This window comes from Sphingobacterium sp. UDSM-2020, from assembly GCF_016132525.1.
In the GTDB taxonomy this organism is placed as follows: Bacteria; Bacteroidota; Bacteroidia; order Sphingobacteriales; family Sphingobacteriaceae; genus Sphingobacterium; species Sphingobacterium anhuiense.
Genome location: NZ_CP066166.1, coordinates 4,744,866 through 4,763,842 on the forward strand (window position 1 = coordinate 4,744,866; position 18,977 = coordinate 4,763,842).

Consider the following 18,977-nt stretch of genomic DNA (forward strand, 5'->3'; position numbering starts at 1 on the left):
GTTTTTATTAAAATTTATTTCGCATCGATATTGACCGCATTCAATCGTAATGAATTGAGGATAACGGATACTGAGCTGAGGCTCATTGCTGCGGCAGCAAGCATTGGCGATAACAAGATACCAAAAGTAGGGTATAAAATACCTGCTGCAATCGGAATGCCTAAAACATTATAAAGGAAGGCAAAGAGTAGGTTCTGTTTAATATTGCGCACTAATTTATGACTCAGTATTTTAGCTTTGGCAACACCCATTAAGTCGCCTTTCAATAAGGTTACTTCAGCACTCTCGATAGCCACATCAGTACCTGTACCCATTGCAATACCTATATCTGCCTGTGCTAATGCTGGAGCATCATTGATACCGTCACCAGTCATTGCGACTACTTTATTTTCCTGTTGCAGCTTTTTAATCTCCATCAACTTATCTTCTGGTAGCGCTTGTGCTTTAAAGTGTTTAATACCCAGTTCATCCGCTACAGCTTTGGCTGTTTTGGCATTGTCACCTGTTAACATAATCACATCAACACCATGATCCATCAGGTAATGGATAGCCTGTTTTGCCGTATCTTTTATTTTATCGGCAATAACGAGATAACCTAACAGTGTTGTTCCTTTAGCTAAGTAAGATACTGTACGGCCTTTTTCCTGTTCTACAGCAACTTGTTCTTTAACGCTTTCGCTGATCGCAATACCATCGTCCAATAACAACGATTCATTTCCAAGAAGCACTTTATCATTGGCAATATAACCAATAACACCTTTACCGTTTATGGTATCAAAACGATCTGTCTCTTTTAATGTTAGTTTTGACTCCTTTGCTTTCTTCACTACCGCTTCGGCTAAAGGGTGGGAGCTATTGGCATTCACTGAAGCTGCCAAGATCAACAATTCATCAACCGTACTGTCTGAGGTACTGAATACCTCTTCCAAACTCGGCCTTCCTTCGGTTATGGTTCCGGTTTTATCTGTCACCAGTACATTCACTTTATCTAGCTTTTCGAGCGCTTCCGCATTCTTTATCAAGATACCATTTTTTGCACCTTTACCGATTCCGACCATGACCGACATCGGTGTTGCAAGCCCCAGAGCACATGGACAGGCTACGATAAGAACCGCCAAAGCATTGGCTAAGGCAAAGGCCAGTTTAGATTCTACTCCATAGATCATCCAGACGACAAATGTTAAAATAGCGATGGCAATTACTATGGGAACGAATATGCGGGATACACGATCGGTTAACTTCTGTATTGGTGCTTTACTTCGGCTTGCACTATTGACCATTTCAATAATTTGTGCCAATAGTGTATCATCACCGACACGGTTGGCTTTCATTAAGAATGACTGATTACCGTTAATCGTTCCAGCACTCACTTTATCGCCTTCATTTTTATCGACAGGAACCGGTTCCCCCGTTAGCATGGATTCGTCAATCGAGCTATGTCCAGAAGTTATTTCTCCGTCTACAGGAATCTTTTCTCCTGGTTTAACGCGTAAAATTTGTTCTAACTGGATGTCTGCGACCGAAATTTTCTTTTCCACTCCATTTTCAACTAGATTAGCTTCTGCAGGAGAAAGTTTTATAAGTTCTTTAATAGCTGAATTCGTTCTTGAATGTGCTTTCGCTTCCATTAGTTGTCCCAATAGTACCAGCGTTAAGATAACGGCAACAGACTCAAAATATAGTGCAACCTGACCATGATGACCTAATAATGCATCCGGAAATAGGGATGGAAAGAATAAAGCCACTACGCTGTATAAAAATCCTGCTCCGGCACCTAGACCTATCAAGCTGAACATATTTAAGTTCCAAGTTTTGAAAGAGGTCCAAGCACGCTCAAAAAACATCCAAGTGGCATAAAAAACAACTGGAATGGTTAAAAATAACTGGATCCAGCCTGACATCTTTGGTGTGATGACTTGCCCGATTGGGTTGCCAGGAATCATTTCACCCATTGATAATATAAATAAGGGAACGGTGAATAACAGCGCTACCCAAAATTTCTTTTTCAGTGTTTGATATGTGTGATCATCTTCCTCTGTGTCGGCGTTTGCTACTAAATCCATACCACAGATGGGACAAGAACCCGGTTTGTCACTTTGAACTTCTGGATGCATCGGACAGCTGTAAGTTAAAGCTGCTTTCTTTTCTGGCATTTTCTCTAAGTTCATACCACAGACTGGACAGGATCCTGGTGTATCATACAGTTTCTCGCCCTCACACATCATAGGACAATAATATTTACCCGCTGAACTGGCCGTGACCTTTGGAGTGCCCACTTTTTCATGCAAAGAAAAGTCTGTGGATTTAGTATCATGGTGATGCTTATCTGCTTTATCAGCTAAAGATTCAACTGGAACGAGAAACATACCACAAACAGGGCAGGAACCTTTTTGGTCGTAAGTTTTATCATGACCTTCACAAAACATAGGACAGATATATTTACCTGATGGTGCGCCTGCAGTTTGGACTATCTGTTCATCTTTATTTTTTGATGAACAGCAAGAGGCGTTTGCACTTTCATCCTGTGTGTGTTTATTTTCCGATAATGACTCAACAGGTACTAAATGCATCCCACATATGGGGCAGGAGCCTTTTTGATCGTACGTTTTATCATGACCTTCACAAAACATAGGACAGATGTATTTACCTGATGACTTGTCCACCGTTTGGTTTATCTGTTCTCCGTTATTTTTTGATGAACAGCAAGAGGCGTTTGCACTTTCATCCTGTGTATGTTTATTTTCCGATAATGATTCTGCAGGGACTAAATGCATACCACAGACAGGACAGGAGCCCGGTAAATCGTACGTTTTATCCTGCCCCTCACAGAACATGGGGCAAATGTATTTGCCTGAAACAGCTACTGCACTTTTTTTCGATTGATCATCTGCTTTATGATAAACGGAGTTCTTTCCGTTGTGATGACTATTGTTTTGCACAATGTGGTAATCACCAATTTCTGAAAGTGCTTTATTGCATTCATCTACATCAACACGATCTTCACTATCAATAATGACTTCCGGTGGAGCTAATGTAACAGTAGCTTTTACACCTGGTATCTCATTTAGCTTATCTTCGACATTTGTGCGACATCCATTGCAAGTCATGCCGGATATTTGATATTTTTGATTCATAATCTGCTTTAAATTAACCTATACAAATATCCCTCTTTAGACAAAAATTAATGCTGTAACATTTGAGGTTTAAATTATAAGATTTTAATTAAGCAAGAAATATCCTTTAAATGGATATTTAGCTATCAGTAAAAGAACAAAGAAATTATTACTTTGTTTGTAAATGAAAATAGACCATGGATTTAAATCATAACAGAGATAAAAGAGACAGCTCGGGGCGGACTTCTCATATTTTAAATACTTCAGCCAATTTACTGGGAATTTGTTTTCTGGTCTTAACGACAATAAAAACGATGAAACTCACAGAGGGAAGTTTAATTGATGAATGTGCCGCTATTGCTATTTTCATATTTATGTCCAGCTGTATTATTTCCTTTATTGCGATGAAAAGAGGTGATCTAAGGGAAGTTAAAAGACTGGAAAATATTGCCGATATCATCTTCTTAACAGGCTTATTTGTTCTGTTTGCTGCTTCTATATTACTTGTGTTTAATCTGATATAGCGGTATGACATGAGAGTCAATGCTAATTCGGTTTTTAACCGTAAATTATTGCACTGCAGCCACCATTTATAAGGGTAATAGAATGCGAGATTAGGTAATGGTTCGTAACTTATTCGCCCTTTCTTCGGAAAGGCTTCGGGAATTGTCTATTGTGCCTCTACTGTTTGTATACTGTTTGTCTACCTTTCCTCTACATAGACAGTAGAGGCGGAGTATAGGCATAGTAGAGAATTAGTATAAACTACCCGAGGAAGGGGCGAAGCAGACCCGAAGGGCAGTCAAATAAAACTCGAATTTGCGGAGAAAAGTTCTTGCCGTAGATAACTTGATCTTTTTTTTAGTGATGTATAAATTTTATGCTTTATTACGAAGAATGTATAAGCTAAAAGTCCAAAGAAGTCCGTGAAAGTCCATGGAAGTCCGTAAAAGTCCTTAGTCTTCTTGAGAATGCTTGCACAACGGCTCGATAATGATAGGGAACAACTTCGGGATTGATTCGGGTGCGCTTCGACTGTTCTTCGACTCGGCTTCGACCATAAGACGAAAACAAGTCAAACAAATGGCGAACAAAATACGAACCAGTCTGCTCGCAATCTCAAAGAAATCCCGAACATCTCTCAAAAAAAAGTCGATCATTCCTAATCTATTATTAAAACATACAACAGATCGCCATCAGTATGTCTTTACAATAGATCAGATTAGTTGAAAACAAGAGATTTAAGCAATTTAATCCACCAAGACAAGTCTTTGCTAGACTGGTCACACAGAACTCTTTAAATCGCTTAAAATTAGCTTCAATATAAAGCGGTTAATTTTCAGAATGTGCTGTTCTATAGATATATTGATCAATAGATTGCGACAGTAATTTCAAGGATATATGCCTCAGAATCTTATTGCAGAAAAAAGTAATGTTTAAATGCCTTTGAAAATAATAGGATTGTTAATAAATTACATAAACAGCATAACCTCAGGATGTTTGAGGATCGTTTTGATCAAAGGTTTTGTTTCTCCCTCAATAATGGTTTTGTAGTGCGGTTCTGGAATGAAAAGTTTAAAGGTTTTCTTTTCAATTTTTATAACAAAAATTGCACCGTGTACCACCTGCTTATCATCGATAACCATTGAAAATCCATCAACCGGTTGATTAGCAAGCTTATTCTTTTCAACTAATTTTATAAGTTTTTCCATAGCCAAAACTACATATTCTCGTCAATATAATTCGATATATTGACGAGAATATCATTAATTTTTAGCGATTAAATCTCTTAGTGCAACGGAAGCGATTGCTCCTCCAAATGCAGCTGGCAGATAAGACATCGTTCCGTATGCAGATTTCTTATAGTTACTGCCATCGGTATACAATAAGGATGCTTTATCTGGTAATTCTGTAGAAAATACTGCTTTAAAACCACTTCTTATCCCATGTTTATATAACTTTTTACGGATATGATGAGCAAGTTTACAATTATAGGTTTCTCCGATATCTGCAATTTCTATTTTTGTAGGATCCATTTTTCCTCCAGCTCCCATAGAACTTACAAAACGAACTTTACGCTCTAGAGCCTGACGGATAAAAAATAATTTTGGCGTGATACTATCAATTGCTTCCACTGCATAGTCGGGATTAAGATCCAATAGATCGGAAATCTTTTCAGGAAGAACGAAATCTTCAACAATAGTCAAATCCAGTTCAGGATTTATAGATAATAACCGATCGCGCATGATCTGTGCTTTAGATTGACCATGGTTGGTTGCCAATGCTGGTAACTGTCTGTTTCTATTAGAAGGATCTACAGTGTCGCCATCAATGATGGTCATTTTGCCAACACCGCCACGGCAGATAAATTCCGCTGCAAACGATCCTACGCCTCCCAATCCCAAAACCATGACATGAGAATTTGCCAATTTTTCTAAAGCTTCACGCCCCACTAATGCCTCTGTACGCGATAGCCAAGTTAAGTCTTTCATATTTTACTCAAATACAAGTTGATAGTTTCTTATTATGTTTTCTTTTAATTCATTTATCGATATCTTTTTCAATTGTGCTGCATAAGCGTACAATTCTCTGATATCGGCATGCGCATCATCCGTTTCCAAAAAAAGCTGTTCAAGAGGAGTCGCTACAAGCGTTTCATCTAACTTTCCCGTGAGAATTGATGAACCAAACGAAAGGTAATATCCTTTTTTAAGCAATTGCTCAGCAAGTTTTTGATTCTTATTAAATCCATGAAAAATGATGTGACCTGTGAAATTTTCACTTTTTAAAACTTGCTGTACTTCGTCAAAAGCACGGACACAATGAATGATCAATGGCTTACCGTATTCTTTTGCTAAGCTAACTTGTTTTTGAAAAACGTCTTGCTGCACATTTAAGGGCACAGATATTACTTTATCCATACCACATTCCCCGACAGCTAGAATTTCATGATCACGAAGCAATTCTTGCAGGATCGATATGCCTTTAAAAGGGTCACTTTCATTGATGTGCCATGGGTGTAACCCCGCGGTTACTGGCGGTAAATAATGATCATCTGGATCAGCATTCAGTATAAGATTAAATACGTCAAAGCGTTCAGTCTCTGACGAGTGATGCTGATGGGTATGGATATCAATGTATATCTGTGTCATAATCAGGCGCAAATTTCAGAAAAAAAAATGATGTTTGAGAATTTTATCTACTAAAGATATAGATATTTATTGAATATGTGTATCAAGAACTTGCAACATACCATTTGCTTTTAACAAGCATTCTTGATATTCGTCTTCAGCATTTGCCTGAACGGTAATAGCACCGCCTGTCTGAAAAGACAGATATTTACTTTGTGCATTGTATAAAATGGTCCGGATCACAACATTGAAATCAAAATCACCTTCAGGACCGAAATAACCGATGGATCCTGCATATAACGAGCGTCTTGTTGCTTCAACTTGATCACAGATCTGCATGGCAGCAATTTTAGGAGCACCGGTCATTGAACCAGCAGGGAAGGTATTTTTAATAACTTCAACATCCGCTACTTTTTCATCGATTTCACAGGTAATGGTCGAAATCATCTGATGAACGAGTTTAAATGTCTGAATTTCGAACAGACGATCTGCTTTGACAGATTTTGGTACTGCGCTTTTCGTTAGATCATTGCGAACTAAATCTACAATCATCACATTTTCAGCAATTTCTTTTGTAGAGTTTAACATGCCTTGGACGATCTTTTGATCTTCTTCAGCAGTTTTTCCTCGTTTTGCAGTTCCTTTTATAGGTTGGGAAATGAGCTGTTGATTCCTTTTCGCCAGAAATCTTTCTGGAGATGCGGAAAGGATGTAATTCTTGTTGAATTTAAAAAATGCCGCAAACGGCGTAGGGGAGATGCTGTTCAATTTTTCAAATGCCGCTACGGGATTTAAGTTGACCTGGTCAGCATAAAACTCCTGGCAGAGGTTGACTTCGTAAATATCTCCTCTTTGGATATGATCTTGCATTTTATTAAATGCAAGCATGTATTCAGCCTTAGACCATCTGGTCTGTATCTGGCCATCAAAACCCACAGAAGCGGTCTGCCATGTAAAATCTAAAATGGTTTGATAGATTTGAGCAGGATTTTCAGCTGTTATCCAAACGGTATTTCCAATTGTTTTGATCGTAACTGCAGGAACAAAGAAATAGGCTAATGGAAATCCTAAAGGATCATCATGATGTGTTTCCAGTTCTTCGATTTCATTTTTCAGATCGTACGAAAAAAAACCAGGAATATAAGTATCTGGATATGTGTCTATAAATTTTTGAACATCCTGAAGTGTATTACCGGAAGTCGAGGTGTAAGAGGAAGTTGCTTTTACTGCAATTAAGCAGTCAAATGCACTCCACTGATCGCTATGTCCATTGGAATGGAGATAAGCTACTTCATCAAATTGCGCTGCCCATTGCAGCGCTTTTTGATGAAAATTATTCGTTGAATCTATAACAAAATTGTCTTCGACCCGCATTAACTATTTAGTCAATTTTAATGTTTGTTTACGATCTGGACCAACAGATAGGAACGTGATAGGCACTTCTAGTGCTTTCTCTAGATACGTAATGTAATTTTGTAATGCTGCAGGGATTTCACTTTGTTGAGTGATACCAGTCAGATCTTGATTCCAGCCGTCGATTTCTTCAAGAATAGGCTCAGCCTCGTTCGTGATAATCTCATATGGCATGTAATCGATTACTTTTCCTTCATGTTTGTAGTGTGTACAAACTTTGATTTTTTCGAAAGTATCCAACACATCAGCTTTCATCATGATCAATTCGGTAACACCGTTTAACATGATGGCATATTTTAAAGCAGGAATATCAATCCAACCAGTACGACGTGCGCGACCTGTTGTTGCGCCAAATTCATGACCTAATTTACGTAAGTTTTCACCTACTTCATCATGTAATTCAGTCGGGAATGGGCCTCCACCTACGCGAGTAGCATAAGCTTTGAAGATACCATATACTGCACCAATTTTATTTGGAGCAATACCTAAACCTGTACATGCGCCCGCTGTAGTTGTATTTGAAGATGTAACGAATGGATAAGAACCAAAGTCAACATCTAACAAAGTACCTTGAGCACCTTCTGCCAATACTTTTTTACCATCCTTTAAATATTGATTCACTAAATGTTCTGAATCAACATGTGGAATAGTTTTAATGAATTCGATAGCAGCTAAGAAAGCTTCTTCTTTTTCAGAGAAATCAGGGATTTCACCGTAGTGTGATAAAATAGAAAGGTGTTTTTCTCTCAATTTTTCGTAACGCTCTTTGAAATCTGGCAATGTAGTATCACCCACACGTAGGCCATTACGACCTGTTTTATCCATATAGGTAGGACCAATACCTTTTAAGGTAGAACCAATTTTACCGTCACCCATTTTAGATTCTGAAGCAGCATCTAGTAACTGGTGAGTAGGAAGGATTAAATGCGCTTTACGAGCTAACACTAAATTTCCTTTACCTACTGGATCAAATCCAGCAGTTTTCAAATTGTCTAGTTCTCTCTTTAAGATAATCGGGTCGATAACAACACCATTTCCGATTAGGTTAAGAGTTCCTTCATTGAAGATACCCGAAGGGATCGTGTTTAAAACGAATTTTTTGTTATCAAACTCCAATGTGTGTCCGGCGTTAGGGCCGCCTTGGAAACGAGCAATTAAATCGTATTGTGGACAAAATACATCAACGATTTTACCTTTACCTTCGTCTCCCCATTGTAAGCCCAAAAGCACATCAACTTGCATAGCTTTTAAAGTATTGTGATTAAGAATTTATGTTAATTTTTTGAATTATCTAAAAACAAAATGTTCAGAAAAATGAGCAAATCATTTTCTGAACAAATGTACTATTATATTTTGCCAATCCTGAGATTAATTTGAAATAACCTCTTCTTTTGCTTTTGAGGCAGCGATTTTTTGTTGACAATCATTACAAACACCATACAGATTTAACGAGTGATGTTTGATATCGAATTTTAATAAATCACCCATTAAGCTTTGAATCTGGTTGATACGTGGGTCACAAAATTCCACCACGATATTACATTCAATACAAATGACGTGATCGTGTTGTTTAAAGCCATAGGATTTTTCAAATTGAGCCATATTGCGCCCAAATTGATGTTTAGTAACTAAGTCACAGGATACCAACAATTCTAACGTGTTGTATACAGTGGCACGGCTAACTCGGTATTTTTTATTCTTCATATGGATGTACAATGATTCTACATCAAAGTGATCTGTACGGGAATAAATTTCTTCTAAAATAGCATAACGCTCTGGAGTTTTTCTTAGATTTTTATTTTCTAAGTAAGCTTCAAAGATCTTTTTTACTGTTGCGTAATTTTCAGCTGCGTTCATATTAATCAATAAGATTCTTTACAAATTTACCAATTTTGATTCAATTATTGTAGTATTAAAAAAATGTGATATTCAGCTGATGTTTAACTCTCAGATTCATATCGTGAAACAGTGGTAATGCCGCGCACTTGTTTAAGCGTTTTCATTAGATTTTCCAATTGTTCTGTATCATTTACAAAGACCATAATATGCCCTTCAAAGATTCCCTCGTTACTGGTAATACTTAAGGAGCGAATATTAACTTTAAACTCCTGAGATATGACGGTGGTGATCTTATTGACCAAACCAACATCATCGATACCGACAATACGTAATCCGGTCAAGAAAGATACATCTGTTTGGGATGTCCACTTAGCCTTCATAATGCGGTAACCGTAGTTCGCCATTAATTTGGATGCATTTGGACAGCTGGTACGGTGTATTTTTATACCATCGTTTACAGTTAAAAATCCAAATACATCATCTCCAGGTATTGGGTTACAACAAGGAGCAAGGGTGTAATCGATTTTCTGCAAATCATCACCTAACAAGAGGGTATCCTGATCTTTTTTACTGAATTTCTCTACTAAACCACCAATATGTGTATTAAATTGGGTGTTTTGGGTACTCAGTGTCGCATCGTTGTTTTTTTCGTGCGCCACAAATTCGCGCAATTGTTTAATATCAACGAGTCCTTTGGCTACATTATAAAACAGATCCTGCGAACTTGGAAATTTAAGGAAATTCGCAATTTTATTAATATTATCAGTGTTATAGGTAATCTTTAACGTTTTCAGCTTACGCTCCAGAATTTCTTTACCATCTTCCGCCACACGACGTCTTTCTTCTTTCAGTGAAGAACGGATTTTGGATTTTGCTTTTGCTGTCACGACAAAATTCAACCAGTCTTCTTTTGGTGTCTGTTTGCTCGATGTTATGATCTCTACTTGATCACCATTTTGCAAAACATGACTTAAAGGCACCAATTTATGGTTGACTTTTGCACCGATACAGGTTGCTCCGATATCCGAGTGGATTTCAAAGGCAAAATCTAATGCAGTGGCTTCATGTGGCAATTGAATAAGGGCTCCTTTTGGCGTGAAAATAAAGATCTCATCGGAGAACAAATTCATTTTAAAGTCGTCCACAAAGTCCAGTGCATTCTGTTCCGGATTGCTCAGTACATCTCTAATTTTTTTGATCCACTGGTCTAACCCACTGTCCGAATTGGATTCTTTATATTTCCAGTGTGCCGCAAAACCTTTCTCCGCAATTTCATTCATGCGGCTGGTTCTAATCTGAACTTCAACCCATTGACCACGAGGTCCCATAACCGTGGTATGCAGGGATTCATATCCATTACCTTTAGGTGATGATACCCAGTCTCTTAGGCGGTCGGGGTTTGGTCGGTACAGGTCGGTTACAATAGAATACACTTTCCAACACTCTGTTTTTTCACGCTCATCATCGGTATCGATGACAATACGGATCGCAAATAAATCGTAAACCTCTTCGAAAGGAATCGATTTTTTACGCATCTTGGTCCAGATGGAATGAATGGATTTGGGTCTGCCGAAAATTTGCGCCGTTATACCTTGTTCCTGTAATATTTCTTGCACAGGCTGAATAAAGTCGGAGATAAATTTCTCTCTTTCCGCCTTTTTTTCGTTAAGTTTTCGAGCGATAAACTTGTAGGTGTCGGGATCTGTGAACTTCATGGATAAGTCTTCCAGTTCAGACTTGATCGCATATAAACCCAGTCTATGTGCCAATGGCGCATATAAATAACTGGTTTCTGAAGCAATTTTCAATTGCTTATCACGTGCCATAAATTCCATGGTACGCATGTTATGCAGGCGATCCGCTAGTTTGATCAATATAACACGGACATCATCTGCCAATGTTAATAACATCTTACGGAAATTTTCTGCCTGCATGGAACTGTTCGGATCAAAAATTCCTGAAATTTTTGTCAGTCCATCAATAATACGACGCACTTTTTTACCAAACATCTGCTCGATCTCATCGAGTGTAATGTTGGTATCTTCAACCACATCGTGTAAGAGGGCACAAACTATTGAAGTTGTACCTAAACCAATTTCTTCTGCAGCAATCTGAGCTACGGCAATCGGGTGGAAAATATAAGGTTCGCCAGATTTTCGACGCATTTCTTTGTGACTTTCTAATGCGAGATCAAATGCTTTTCTGATCATCTGCTTGTCACCTCGTTGCATCGTTGGTTTACATGCGCGTAGTAATGCTCGGTATCTTTTACGTATTTCTTTATTTTCTGCTTCTATATCAATCACATAATCTTTCATAAACTTGCAGTTGCATTATGATTTTAAAAATACATTTCTTAAATTAGTTATTGTTAATTTAAAGGAATAAATAGTAAACCCGATTTATTTTTATTAAATGTAATAATTTTTTAATACTATTGACAAAAAAAGACAATTTTTAAATTGTAATGATCAGAATAAACTTACGCTGGATACTATCTTTACTTGCTTTTATCCCTTTTTTGGGGATGTCTCAAGCACTGACAGTACCGCTCTACGGGGAGGGGCAGCAACAAGTAATTGAAGAGTATAATATGACCACATTAGAGAGTGGCGAGCGGCTTCCTTGGTTCTTAATTCCAGAGGTCAAAATATCAAAACCAAGAATATGGACTTCGGAAGATGCTAAAAAACAGTACCTAAGGCTAAGACGAAATGTGTTAAGGGTATTGCCTTATGCTATTTTTGCTCAAAAAAGATATGATCAGTTGGACCGGGAACTTGCATTGGTTTCTGATAAAAAAGAACAGAAAAAGCTGATCGAAACATGTGAGAATGAAGTGAAGTCGATGTTTAATCGGGAAATTAAAAATATGAGTATTACACAGGGGAAAATTCTCATTAAACTTATAGACCGACAAACAGGACATTCGAGCTATGAAATGGTGAAACAGATGAAAGGTGGGTTATCTGCTTTTTTATACCAAGGGGTAGCTAAAATATTTGGACATAACCTAAAAAGTACTTACGAACCGAGAGAAGATTTTGAAATAGAAAATATCATTAGAGAATTTCAAAAAACGAGAAGAGATCCACAGTATTTTTAAAAATTATTAATTTATGAAGACAGTTTATGATTTTAAAGCCCTACAGTTCAATGGTCAAGAAAAATCATTAGCTGACTATAAGGGAAAAGTATTGCTCATTGTAAATACGGCCAGCCAATGCCTGTTTACGAGCCAATTTAAATCCTTAGAAAAACTTTACCAGACCTATAAAAATGATGGTTTTGAAATTCTTGCTTTCCCATCTAATAATTTTGGAAAACAGGAACCACTAACTGGTTATACGTTAGAGACTTTTTGTAAAATTAACCAACAAGTTCATTTTTCTGTTTTTAAACGTACACATGTGATTGGCGAATATGCCTCGCCCTTGTATCGTTATCTTGCTCAAAAGGAGGAAAATGGACATGTTTCGAGTAAACCACTATGGAATTTTCACAAATATCTGATCAATAAAAATGGAGAGGTAGTCGACTATTTTTACTCAACAACCTCACCAACGGCGTCTAGAATCAAAAAACGTGTTGAGCAATTATTATCTGAAGGGTAGAAAGAACGAAATGTTTACTACTTTTGTCTATATTTAGTTGGTTAAACATTGAAAATAGACTCGCATGATAAAACTTGATTTATTAGTAATTACTGTGCATCCGGATGATGCAGAATTAGGGGCCGGAGGTACAATAGCAAAATATGTTGCTGCGGGTAAAAAAGTAGGTATTGTAGATCTTACGAGAGGGGAACTTGGTACTCGCGGTACTGCTGAAACCAGAGATCGTGAAGCAAACGATGCAGCAGCAATATTGGGCTTAACGGTAAGAGATAACTTAGCGCTACGTGATGGTTTTTTCAATAATAGTGAAGAAGATAAGCTTGCTGTCATTCAGGCGATCCGTAAATATCAACCAGAAATTATAATCACAAATGCCATTACTGACCGCCATCCTGATCATGGCAGAGCAGGTCACATGGTGAATGAAGCATGCTTTTTGGCAGGTCTAAGGAAAATAGAAACGATAGCAGACGGAATTTTACAAGAAGCTCACCGTCCTAGATTGGTGCTGCAGATGATTCAGGATTATTATATTAAACCTGATATTGTACTGGATATTACGGATTATTATACGATTAAGGAAAAATCAATATTAGCGTATAAAACACAGTTTTATACAGGCGAAGAAACGAATCTCGACGAACCGCAGACCTATATTTCGAATCCCGATTTTATGGAATCTACAGCTGCAAGGGCGCGAGAATTTGGTAGATCGATACAGGTAAAATATGCTGAAGGGTTTACGGCAAAGAAAATATTAGGTGTTGATGATATATTTCATCTGATTTAATTTAAAATAATCAAATAAAAGCCGTTTCTTTATTATATTAAGAAACGGCTTTTGCTTTTACAGCATATATTACATGAAAAATCAACAATTCTCGCTACAGGATCGAATAAAAAGTTTTGCATATGCATTCAATGGTTTCAAAATACTGTTGATAGAAGAACATAATGCGCGTATTCATGTAGCGGCAACTATTGTGACCATTGTTGCTGGAATTTACTTTGATATCGCTGCGATTGAATGGATGATCATCTTACTCTGTATTGGTGCTGTTTTTGCGCTTGAAATAATTAATTCCGCTATTGAAAATCTTGCGGATCTGGTTTGTCAGGAAAAGAATGATTTTGTAAAAAAAGCGAAAGATCTAGCAGCTGCCGCAGTATTAACAGCAGCGATCGTTTCTGTGGTTATAGCAATGTTCATTTTTGTTCCAAAAATAATGGCGATATGGTTTTAATTAGGGCTTATGAGCTACGGGATCGGGATGTCGTACTCAATATTATGCAAGAAAATATTCCAGCTTACTTTGCTCAGGATGAAAAAGAGGATTTGAAGTATTATCTGGATTTTGAGATGCAGCAGTTTTTTGTTCTTGAAGTAGAAAATAGAGTGGTGGCATGCAGTGGCATTACCGTAGAGCCGGAAGAGCATAGGGCTGTAATCTGTTGGGATATGGTCCTTCCTGCAGAACAGGGTAAGGGATATGGCAAAAAGTTGCTGGAACACCGCATAGCAATTTTAAAAGAGCTGAAAACGATCGACCGCATCATTGTCCGTACTTCGCAACGTACTTATCTATTTTATCAGAAAAATGGCTTTGTTTTAAACCAGATTGTAAAAGATTATTGGGCGAAAGATTTTGACTTATACAGTATGGAATTGCTCTCTTAATCAAGTAAATTAAATAAAAAAGAGATCAATATAAAAAGAGGGATAATTAGAGCGGCAATGATATTGAATCTGAATTTTGGAATTTCGTTTTTACGGTATAAGAAAACAGATTCTACTATTAAATAGATAATCCATAGCAGCAAAAAGATTCCCATATAAAAAATTATAGCTAAGCTATCGGCTGTACCGCAACGTCTATTTGGATCTAACTGGGACAAACCGATGGGAATGGCCATAAATAAAAGAATGATCAATGCGACTATTCTGATTAGAACGTGTTTTGTCATACAATCTTTTTTTATTAATACACATACATAAAAAAAGGTAACCTTTCTAGTTACCTTTAGCTGTTTTTTACAATCTAAATTTTTATTTCTTTTTGTCAATTTTGTAAAGACGTCCTAAATCTGTAATGGCATAAAGCGCTCCATCTTTACCTTGTGTGATATCTCTGAAGCGTTGTCCTTCTTTTGCTAATAACCTTTCTTCGCCTACGACTTTATTATCTTTAATAACTAGACGGGCAATATGCGTACTGCTTAGTCCACTGATGAATAGATTGTTTTTCCATTCAGGAATGGCATCTCCTGTATAGAATGTAATACCGCTAGGTGATAATACGGGATCCCAGTAATAAACCGGTTGCTCTAATCCTTCTTTTTGTTGGATAGGTTCTCCAATTTTTTCACCACTGTATTCTAAACCGTAAGTAATGATTGGCCAGCCGTAGTTTTTGCCAGGCTCGATACGGTTTAGTTCATCTCCACCGCGAGGACCAAATTCTGTCTCCCATAAATCACCCGTTTCAGGATGAAGTGCCAATCCTTGAACATTTCTATGTCCATAACTGTAAATTTCTGGTCTTACATCTGCTTTCCCTGCAAACGGATTACCCGCTGCTGGAGCGCCATCTGTTGTTATTCTAACAATCTTGCCTAATCCTGATTTTAGATCTTGTGCCTGAGGTCTGGTGGCTAAATCTGAACGTTCACCCGTACTTACAATTAAATTGCCAGATTTATCAAATAGGATACGCCCACCATAATGTAGTTTACCTTTGTACTTTGGTGTAGCGCGGTAAATAACTGCGACATTTTCAACTGTCTTCTCATCTGCGGCTAATTTTCCTTTACCGACAGCTGTTAGGTTTCCTTCAGCACTTGGCTCAGAAAAAACAAAATAGATCATTCGGTTTGTTTCAAAATTAGGATCTATCGTTAGTCCCAATAAACCACCTTGACCATCTGTATCCACTTTAGGTAGACCTGTTATCGGTTCAGAAACTTTACCGTCAGCAGTTGCTATTCTAAAGGTTCCTTCTTTTTCGGTAATGAGTAAACGTCCGTCCGGCAAAGACGCAATTCCCCAAGGAGACTTCAATGTTGTATTGAGTACAACTCCTTCAAATGGTGTAGTGGTTTTTACACCGGCGATACGGGTCTGGCCTTCAAAGGCAGGTTTATATTTTGTATTTGCCGCATTCGTTTCTACAGCAGGATATATACTATCTACCGTATTATTGTTCGTTTCAGCACCTGTAGTACCGTTAGAACAAGAATATAATGCGAAAGAACTAATCAGGATTGTGGCTAATTTACTTTTCATAGACAAATTGAATTGTTTCATATCATATAAAAATATAAATAATTTATTTAAAAATTACATGCAAAGCATTTTATCATGAAATAAAGCCTTTTACATACTGACGTGTAATTTCATGTTTGGGATTTAACAGTACTTCTTCTGTTTTTCCAAATTCAAGAATTTCGCCGCCATAAACAAAAATGATATAATCCGAAACACGGCGTGCTTGTCTCAGAATATGCGTAACCAACACAATGGTATAATCTTTCTTGAGTTCAATAAGTAGATTTTCGATCGTCTGCGTCGATATTGGATCTAATGCAGAGGTTGATTCATCGCCTAATATAATCTCAGGCTTGACGGCAAGCCCACGTGCCAGGCATAGACGCTGCTGCTGCCCAATGGAAAGTCGTGTCGCGGATTGATCCAGCCGATCTTTCACCTCTTCCCAAAGTCCGACATTCTTCAACTGTGTTTCTACGATCTCATTTAATTCCTTTTTTCCTCTTGTCCCATGGATACGAGGGCCATAAGCGACATTGTCATATATCGACATCGGCAACGGAAATGGTTTTTGAGAAAGTAGGCCCATTTTTTTTCGAATATGTGTTACTTCGGCATTTGGGGCATATATATCTTCGCCATTGACAAATACAGAGCCTGAAACCTGAACTCCTTTCGTATCATCAATAAGTCGGTTTAAGGTTTTCAGTAACGTCGTTTTCCCACAACCAGAAGGACCGATGATCGAGGTAATGCTGTTATTCGGCAATGACAAATTGATGTTTTTCAAAATATGATGACCGTCAATATGAATATTCAAATCCTGTATCTGAATATGCGGTTGAATAGCCGGTCTTACAATTTGTGTTTGTTCTGTTTCGATGATAGGATGTGCGTGCATATGACAATAATTAGAATAATAAAAGTTAAGATAAGTGCTGATGCGTAAGCACGGCCTTGAACTTCTGGAATAGGACTGCTCAACTGGAAGAAGATCGCTAATGGCAATGTTGCGGCGGGTTCGTCAATATAACGGGGTAAATTGTCGCTAAATCCTGTTGTTAACAAAACTCCGGCAACATCTCCGATAGATCTTCCAAATGCAAGTAAGATTGCTGTAAATATTCCTTGTTTAATGTGTAAAATAAAAACTTTTGCGACTTCCCATTTGGTCGCACCTAAAGATAAAGTAACATGTTTTAAGTCTGTGGGAACTGTTTTGATGATTTCATCGACTGTTCGCACCACAATTGGTATTGTTAGCAGTGTAATGGTAATAATTCCACCTAAAAGGGATGCGCGGATGCCAAAATAAACCATAATGGTAAATCCTACAGCTCCGTATACGATAGAAGGAATTCCGTACAGGATATCAAACATTAATTTCGAGTACTGCGCTAGTCTCGATGATGTTTTGATGTATATATTTAAATATAAGGCGATCGGCACACCGATTAAGGTTGCCAATATAGTTGCTACACCTGCAAGGTAAAGAGATCCTAATATCGCATTTAAAATACCACCTTCTTTACCCATGTAAAAGCCGCCCTTTGGTAATTGACTCACCATTTCCCAAGATAGATAAGGTAACCCTTTATATAGGATGGTGCCGATTATAAAAAAAAGTGAACCGGTGACCAACATTCCGGAAAGATGCATAAAACCTTTTGCAACTTTCTCTTTAAAAAGTCTTGTTTTAAGATTATCCATTATGCTTGCCCTCCAATCTGTTTAATATGATGCGTGAAATGAGATTGAATCCGAAAATAATAACAAAAAGGAGTAAGGCTGAAAACATCAGTGCCGAATCGTATAATGGTATTGACATCATTTCCCCAAAATTGTTTGCAATGAGTGCGGGAATAGGATAACCAGCATCAAATATGGATGTCGGTATTTTAGGAACATTACCGCAGACCATCAAAACTGCAATTGTTTCGCCGAATGCTCTGGAGATCGCCAATACAATTGCGGCTATTATACCAGGTTTTGCTCTTCTAAGTATGACTTTTTGGGCAGTTTCCCATTTGGTAGCGCCCAAAGACAATGATGCTGCTTTAAGTTCTGCCGGTACCGTTTTTAAAACCTCGACCATAATACTGATCATGATCGGGAAAATCATCACTGCGAGTACGATTCCTCCAGCTAAAACAGTGTAACCCGAAGTAGAAACCGCAAAAATGGGCGCAATATAAGATTGTATTGCAGGTACGATAAATAATACACCCCAAACCCCGTATAACACAGGAGGAATGGCTGCCAGAACATTGATAAGCGGTAATATGACATTTTTCAAGGTGTCTGACGCATACTCTGTTAAGTAAATAGAGGTTAAGATACAAAGTGGGCATGAAATCAATAGCGCAACCAATGTGACACTGAGTGTGCCCATAATAAAGGGTAGGAAACCAAAACTTCCTTTCATAGGTGCCCACACATGATTTGTCAATAGTTCAAGAATGTTAAACGATTCAAATAAGGGTACTGATTTAAAAGTCAGTCCGATACCGATTATAATGACCACTGAAAGTGAAATGAGCAACAAAACAAAACTGACCTGTTTTGCGATTGCATTTTTTAATAACCTTGTTTTTAGCAT

At 37.7% G+C, this 18,977-nt stretch carries 19 protein-coding genes; 6 read left to right on the forward strand and 13 right to left on the reverse strand.

All coding sequences use genetic code 11. The features are described 5' to 3' along the window. Positions 1-14: 14 nt before the first annotated feature. Complete coding sequence (locus tag JAZ75_RS20045; protein ID WP_208697968.1) at positions 15-3,134, reverse strand: heavy metal translocating P-type ATPase; 3,120 nt, start codon at positions 3,132-3,134, stop codon at positions 15-17. Positions 3,135-3,310: 176 nt separating this feature from the next. Here JAZ75_RS20045 and JAZ75_RS20050 point away from each other — a divergent pair, with 176 nt between their 5' ends. Then, a complete protein-coding gene (locus JAZ75_RS20050) occupies positions 3,311-3,637 on the forward strand; it encodes a hypothetical protein (RefSeq protein WP_208697970.1) in 327 nt (108 codons plus the stop codon). Positions 3,638-4,585: 948 nt separating this feature from the next. Here the strand turns inward: JAZ75_RS20050 and JAZ75_RS20055 are convergent. The 7 genes from JAZ75_RS20055 to JAZ75_RS20085 all read right to left on the reverse strand — a co-directional run bounded on the left by JAZ75_RS20055 (position 4,586) and on the right by JAZ75_RS20085 (position 11,814). Beyond that, positions 4,586-4,825: a hypothetical protein gene (locus tag JAZ75_RS20055; RefSeq protein ID WP_208697972.1), complete on the reverse strand. Its 240-nt coding sequence runs from the start codon at positions 4,823-4,825 to the stop codon at positions 4,586-4,588. Positions 4,826-4,879: 54 nt separating this feature from the next. Continuing rightward, positions 4,880-5,605 carry a ThiF family adenylyltransferase gene (locus JAZ75_RS20060; RefSeq protein ID WP_132768190.1) on the reverse strand — a complete coding sequence of 242 codons (726 nt, stop codon included), beginning with the start codon at positions 5,603-5,605 and terminating at the stop codon, positions 4,880-4,882. A 3-nt stretch (positions 5,606-5,608) separates the two neighbouring features. Then, positions 5,609-6,265: a TatD family hydrolase gene (locus JAZ75_RS20065; RefSeq protein WP_208697979.1), complete on the reverse strand. Its 657-nt coding sequence runs from the start codon at positions 6,263-6,265 to the stop codon at positions 5,609-5,611. Between the two features lie 66 nt (positions 6,266-6,331). Continuing rightward, entirely contained in the window at positions 6,332-7,618 is a 1,287-nt protein-coding gene (locus JAZ75_RS20070; protein ID WP_208697981.1) for an anthranilate synthase component I family protein, read from the reverse strand. Positions 7,619-7,621: 3 nt separating this feature from the next. Continuing rightward, positions 7,622-8,899: an adenylosuccinate synthase gene (locus tag JAZ75_RS20075; protein ID WP_132768196.1), complete on the reverse strand. Its 1,278-nt coding sequence runs from the start codon at positions 8,897-8,899 to the stop codon at positions 7,622-7,624. Between the two features lie 126 nt (positions 8,900-9,025). Continuing rightward, a complete protein-coding gene (locus JAZ75_RS20080; RefSeq protein ID WP_021190674.1) occupies positions 9,026-9,514 on the reverse strand; it encodes a Fur family transcriptional regulator in 489 nt (162 codons plus the stop codon). Positions 9,515-9,597: 83 nt separating this feature from the next. After that, a complete protein-coding gene (locus JAZ75_RS20085; RefSeq protein WP_132768198.1) occupies positions 9,598-11,814 on the reverse strand; it encodes a RelA/SpoT family protein in 2,217 nt (738 codons plus the stop codon). A 149-nt stretch (positions 11,815-11,963) separates the two neighbouring features. Here JAZ75_RS20085 and JAZ75_RS20090 point away from each other — a divergent pair, with 149 nt between their 5' ends. From JAZ75_RS20090 to JAZ75_RS20110, 5 genes are all read left to right on the forward strand, one after another. Further along, a complete protein-coding gene (locus tag JAZ75_RS20090; RefSeq protein ID WP_232789278.1) occupies positions 11,964-12,602 on the forward strand; it encodes a DUF4294 domain-containing protein in 639 nt (212 codons plus the stop codon). Between the two features lie 13 nt (positions 12,603-12,615). After that, on the forward strand, positions 12,616-13,110 hold the full coding sequence (locus JAZ75_RS20095; RefSeq protein ID WP_021188193.1) for a glutathione peroxidase: 495 nt from the start codon (positions 12,616-12,618) through the stop codon (positions 13,108-13,110). A 67-nt stretch (positions 13,111-13,177) separates the two neighbouring features. Beyond that, entirely contained in the window at positions 13,178-13,903 is a 726-nt protein-coding gene (gene bshB1 / locus JAZ75_RS20100) for a bacillithiol biosynthesis deacetylase BshB1 (protein WP_168127053.1), read from the forward strand. A 73-nt stretch (positions 13,904-13,976) separates the two neighbouring features. After that, entirely contained in the window at positions 13,977-14,357 is a 381-nt protein-coding gene (locus JAZ75_RS20105; RefSeq protein ID WP_021188194.1) for a diacylglycerol kinase family protein, read from the forward strand. Continuing rightward, positions 14,348-14,791: a GNAT family N-acetyltransferase gene (locus JAZ75_RS20110; protein WP_208697983.1), complete on the forward strand. Its 444-nt coding sequence runs from the start codon at positions 14,348-14,350 to the stop codon at positions 14,789-14,791. The genes JAZ75_RS20105 and JAZ75_RS20110 overlap by 10 nt, the downstream gene beginning before the upstream one ends. On the opposite strand, the gene JAZ75_RS20115 is transcribed toward JAZ75_RS20110, so the two are convergent. The 5 genes from JAZ75_RS20115 to pstC form a co-directional block, all read right to left on the reverse strand. Beyond that, on the reverse strand, positions 14,788-15,078 hold the full coding sequence (locus tag JAZ75_RS20115) for a hypothetical protein (RefSeq protein ID WP_132768202.1): 291 nt from the start codon (positions 15,076-15,078) through the stop codon (positions 14,788-14,790). The genes JAZ75_RS20110 and JAZ75_RS20115 overlap by 4 nt on opposite strands. 82 nt (positions 15,079-15,160) lie before the next feature. After that, positions 15,161-16,396 carry a PQQ-dependent sugar dehydrogenase gene (locus JAZ75_RS20120; protein ID WP_132768204.1) on the reverse strand — a complete coding sequence of 412 codons (1,236 nt, stop codon included), beginning with the start codon at positions 16,394-16,396 and terminating at the stop codon, positions 15,161-15,163. A gap of 73 nt (positions 16,397-16,469) precedes the next feature. Beyond that, complete coding sequence (locus JAZ75_RS20125; RefSeq protein WP_132768206.1) at positions 16,470-17,279, reverse strand: phosphate ABC transporter ATP-binding protein; 810 nt, start codon at positions 17,277-17,279, stop codon at positions 16,470-16,472. After that, the gene (locus tag JAZ75_RS20130; protein ID WP_132768208.1) at positions 17,234-18,088 is read right to left on the reverse strand and encodes a PstA family ABC transporter permease; all 855 of its coding nucleotides are present in this window, start codon (positions 18,086-18,088) and stop codon (positions 17,234-17,236) included. Before JAZ75_RS20130 ends, JAZ75_RS20125 begins: the two co-directional genes overlap by 46 nt. Continuing rightward, entirely contained in the window at positions 18,081-18,977 is an 897-nt protein-coding gene (pstC, locus tag JAZ75_RS20135) for a phosphate ABC transporter permease subunit PstC (RefSeq protein ID WP_021188200.1), read from the reverse strand. The genes JAZ75_RS20130 and pstC overlap by 8 nt, the downstream gene beginning before the upstream one ends.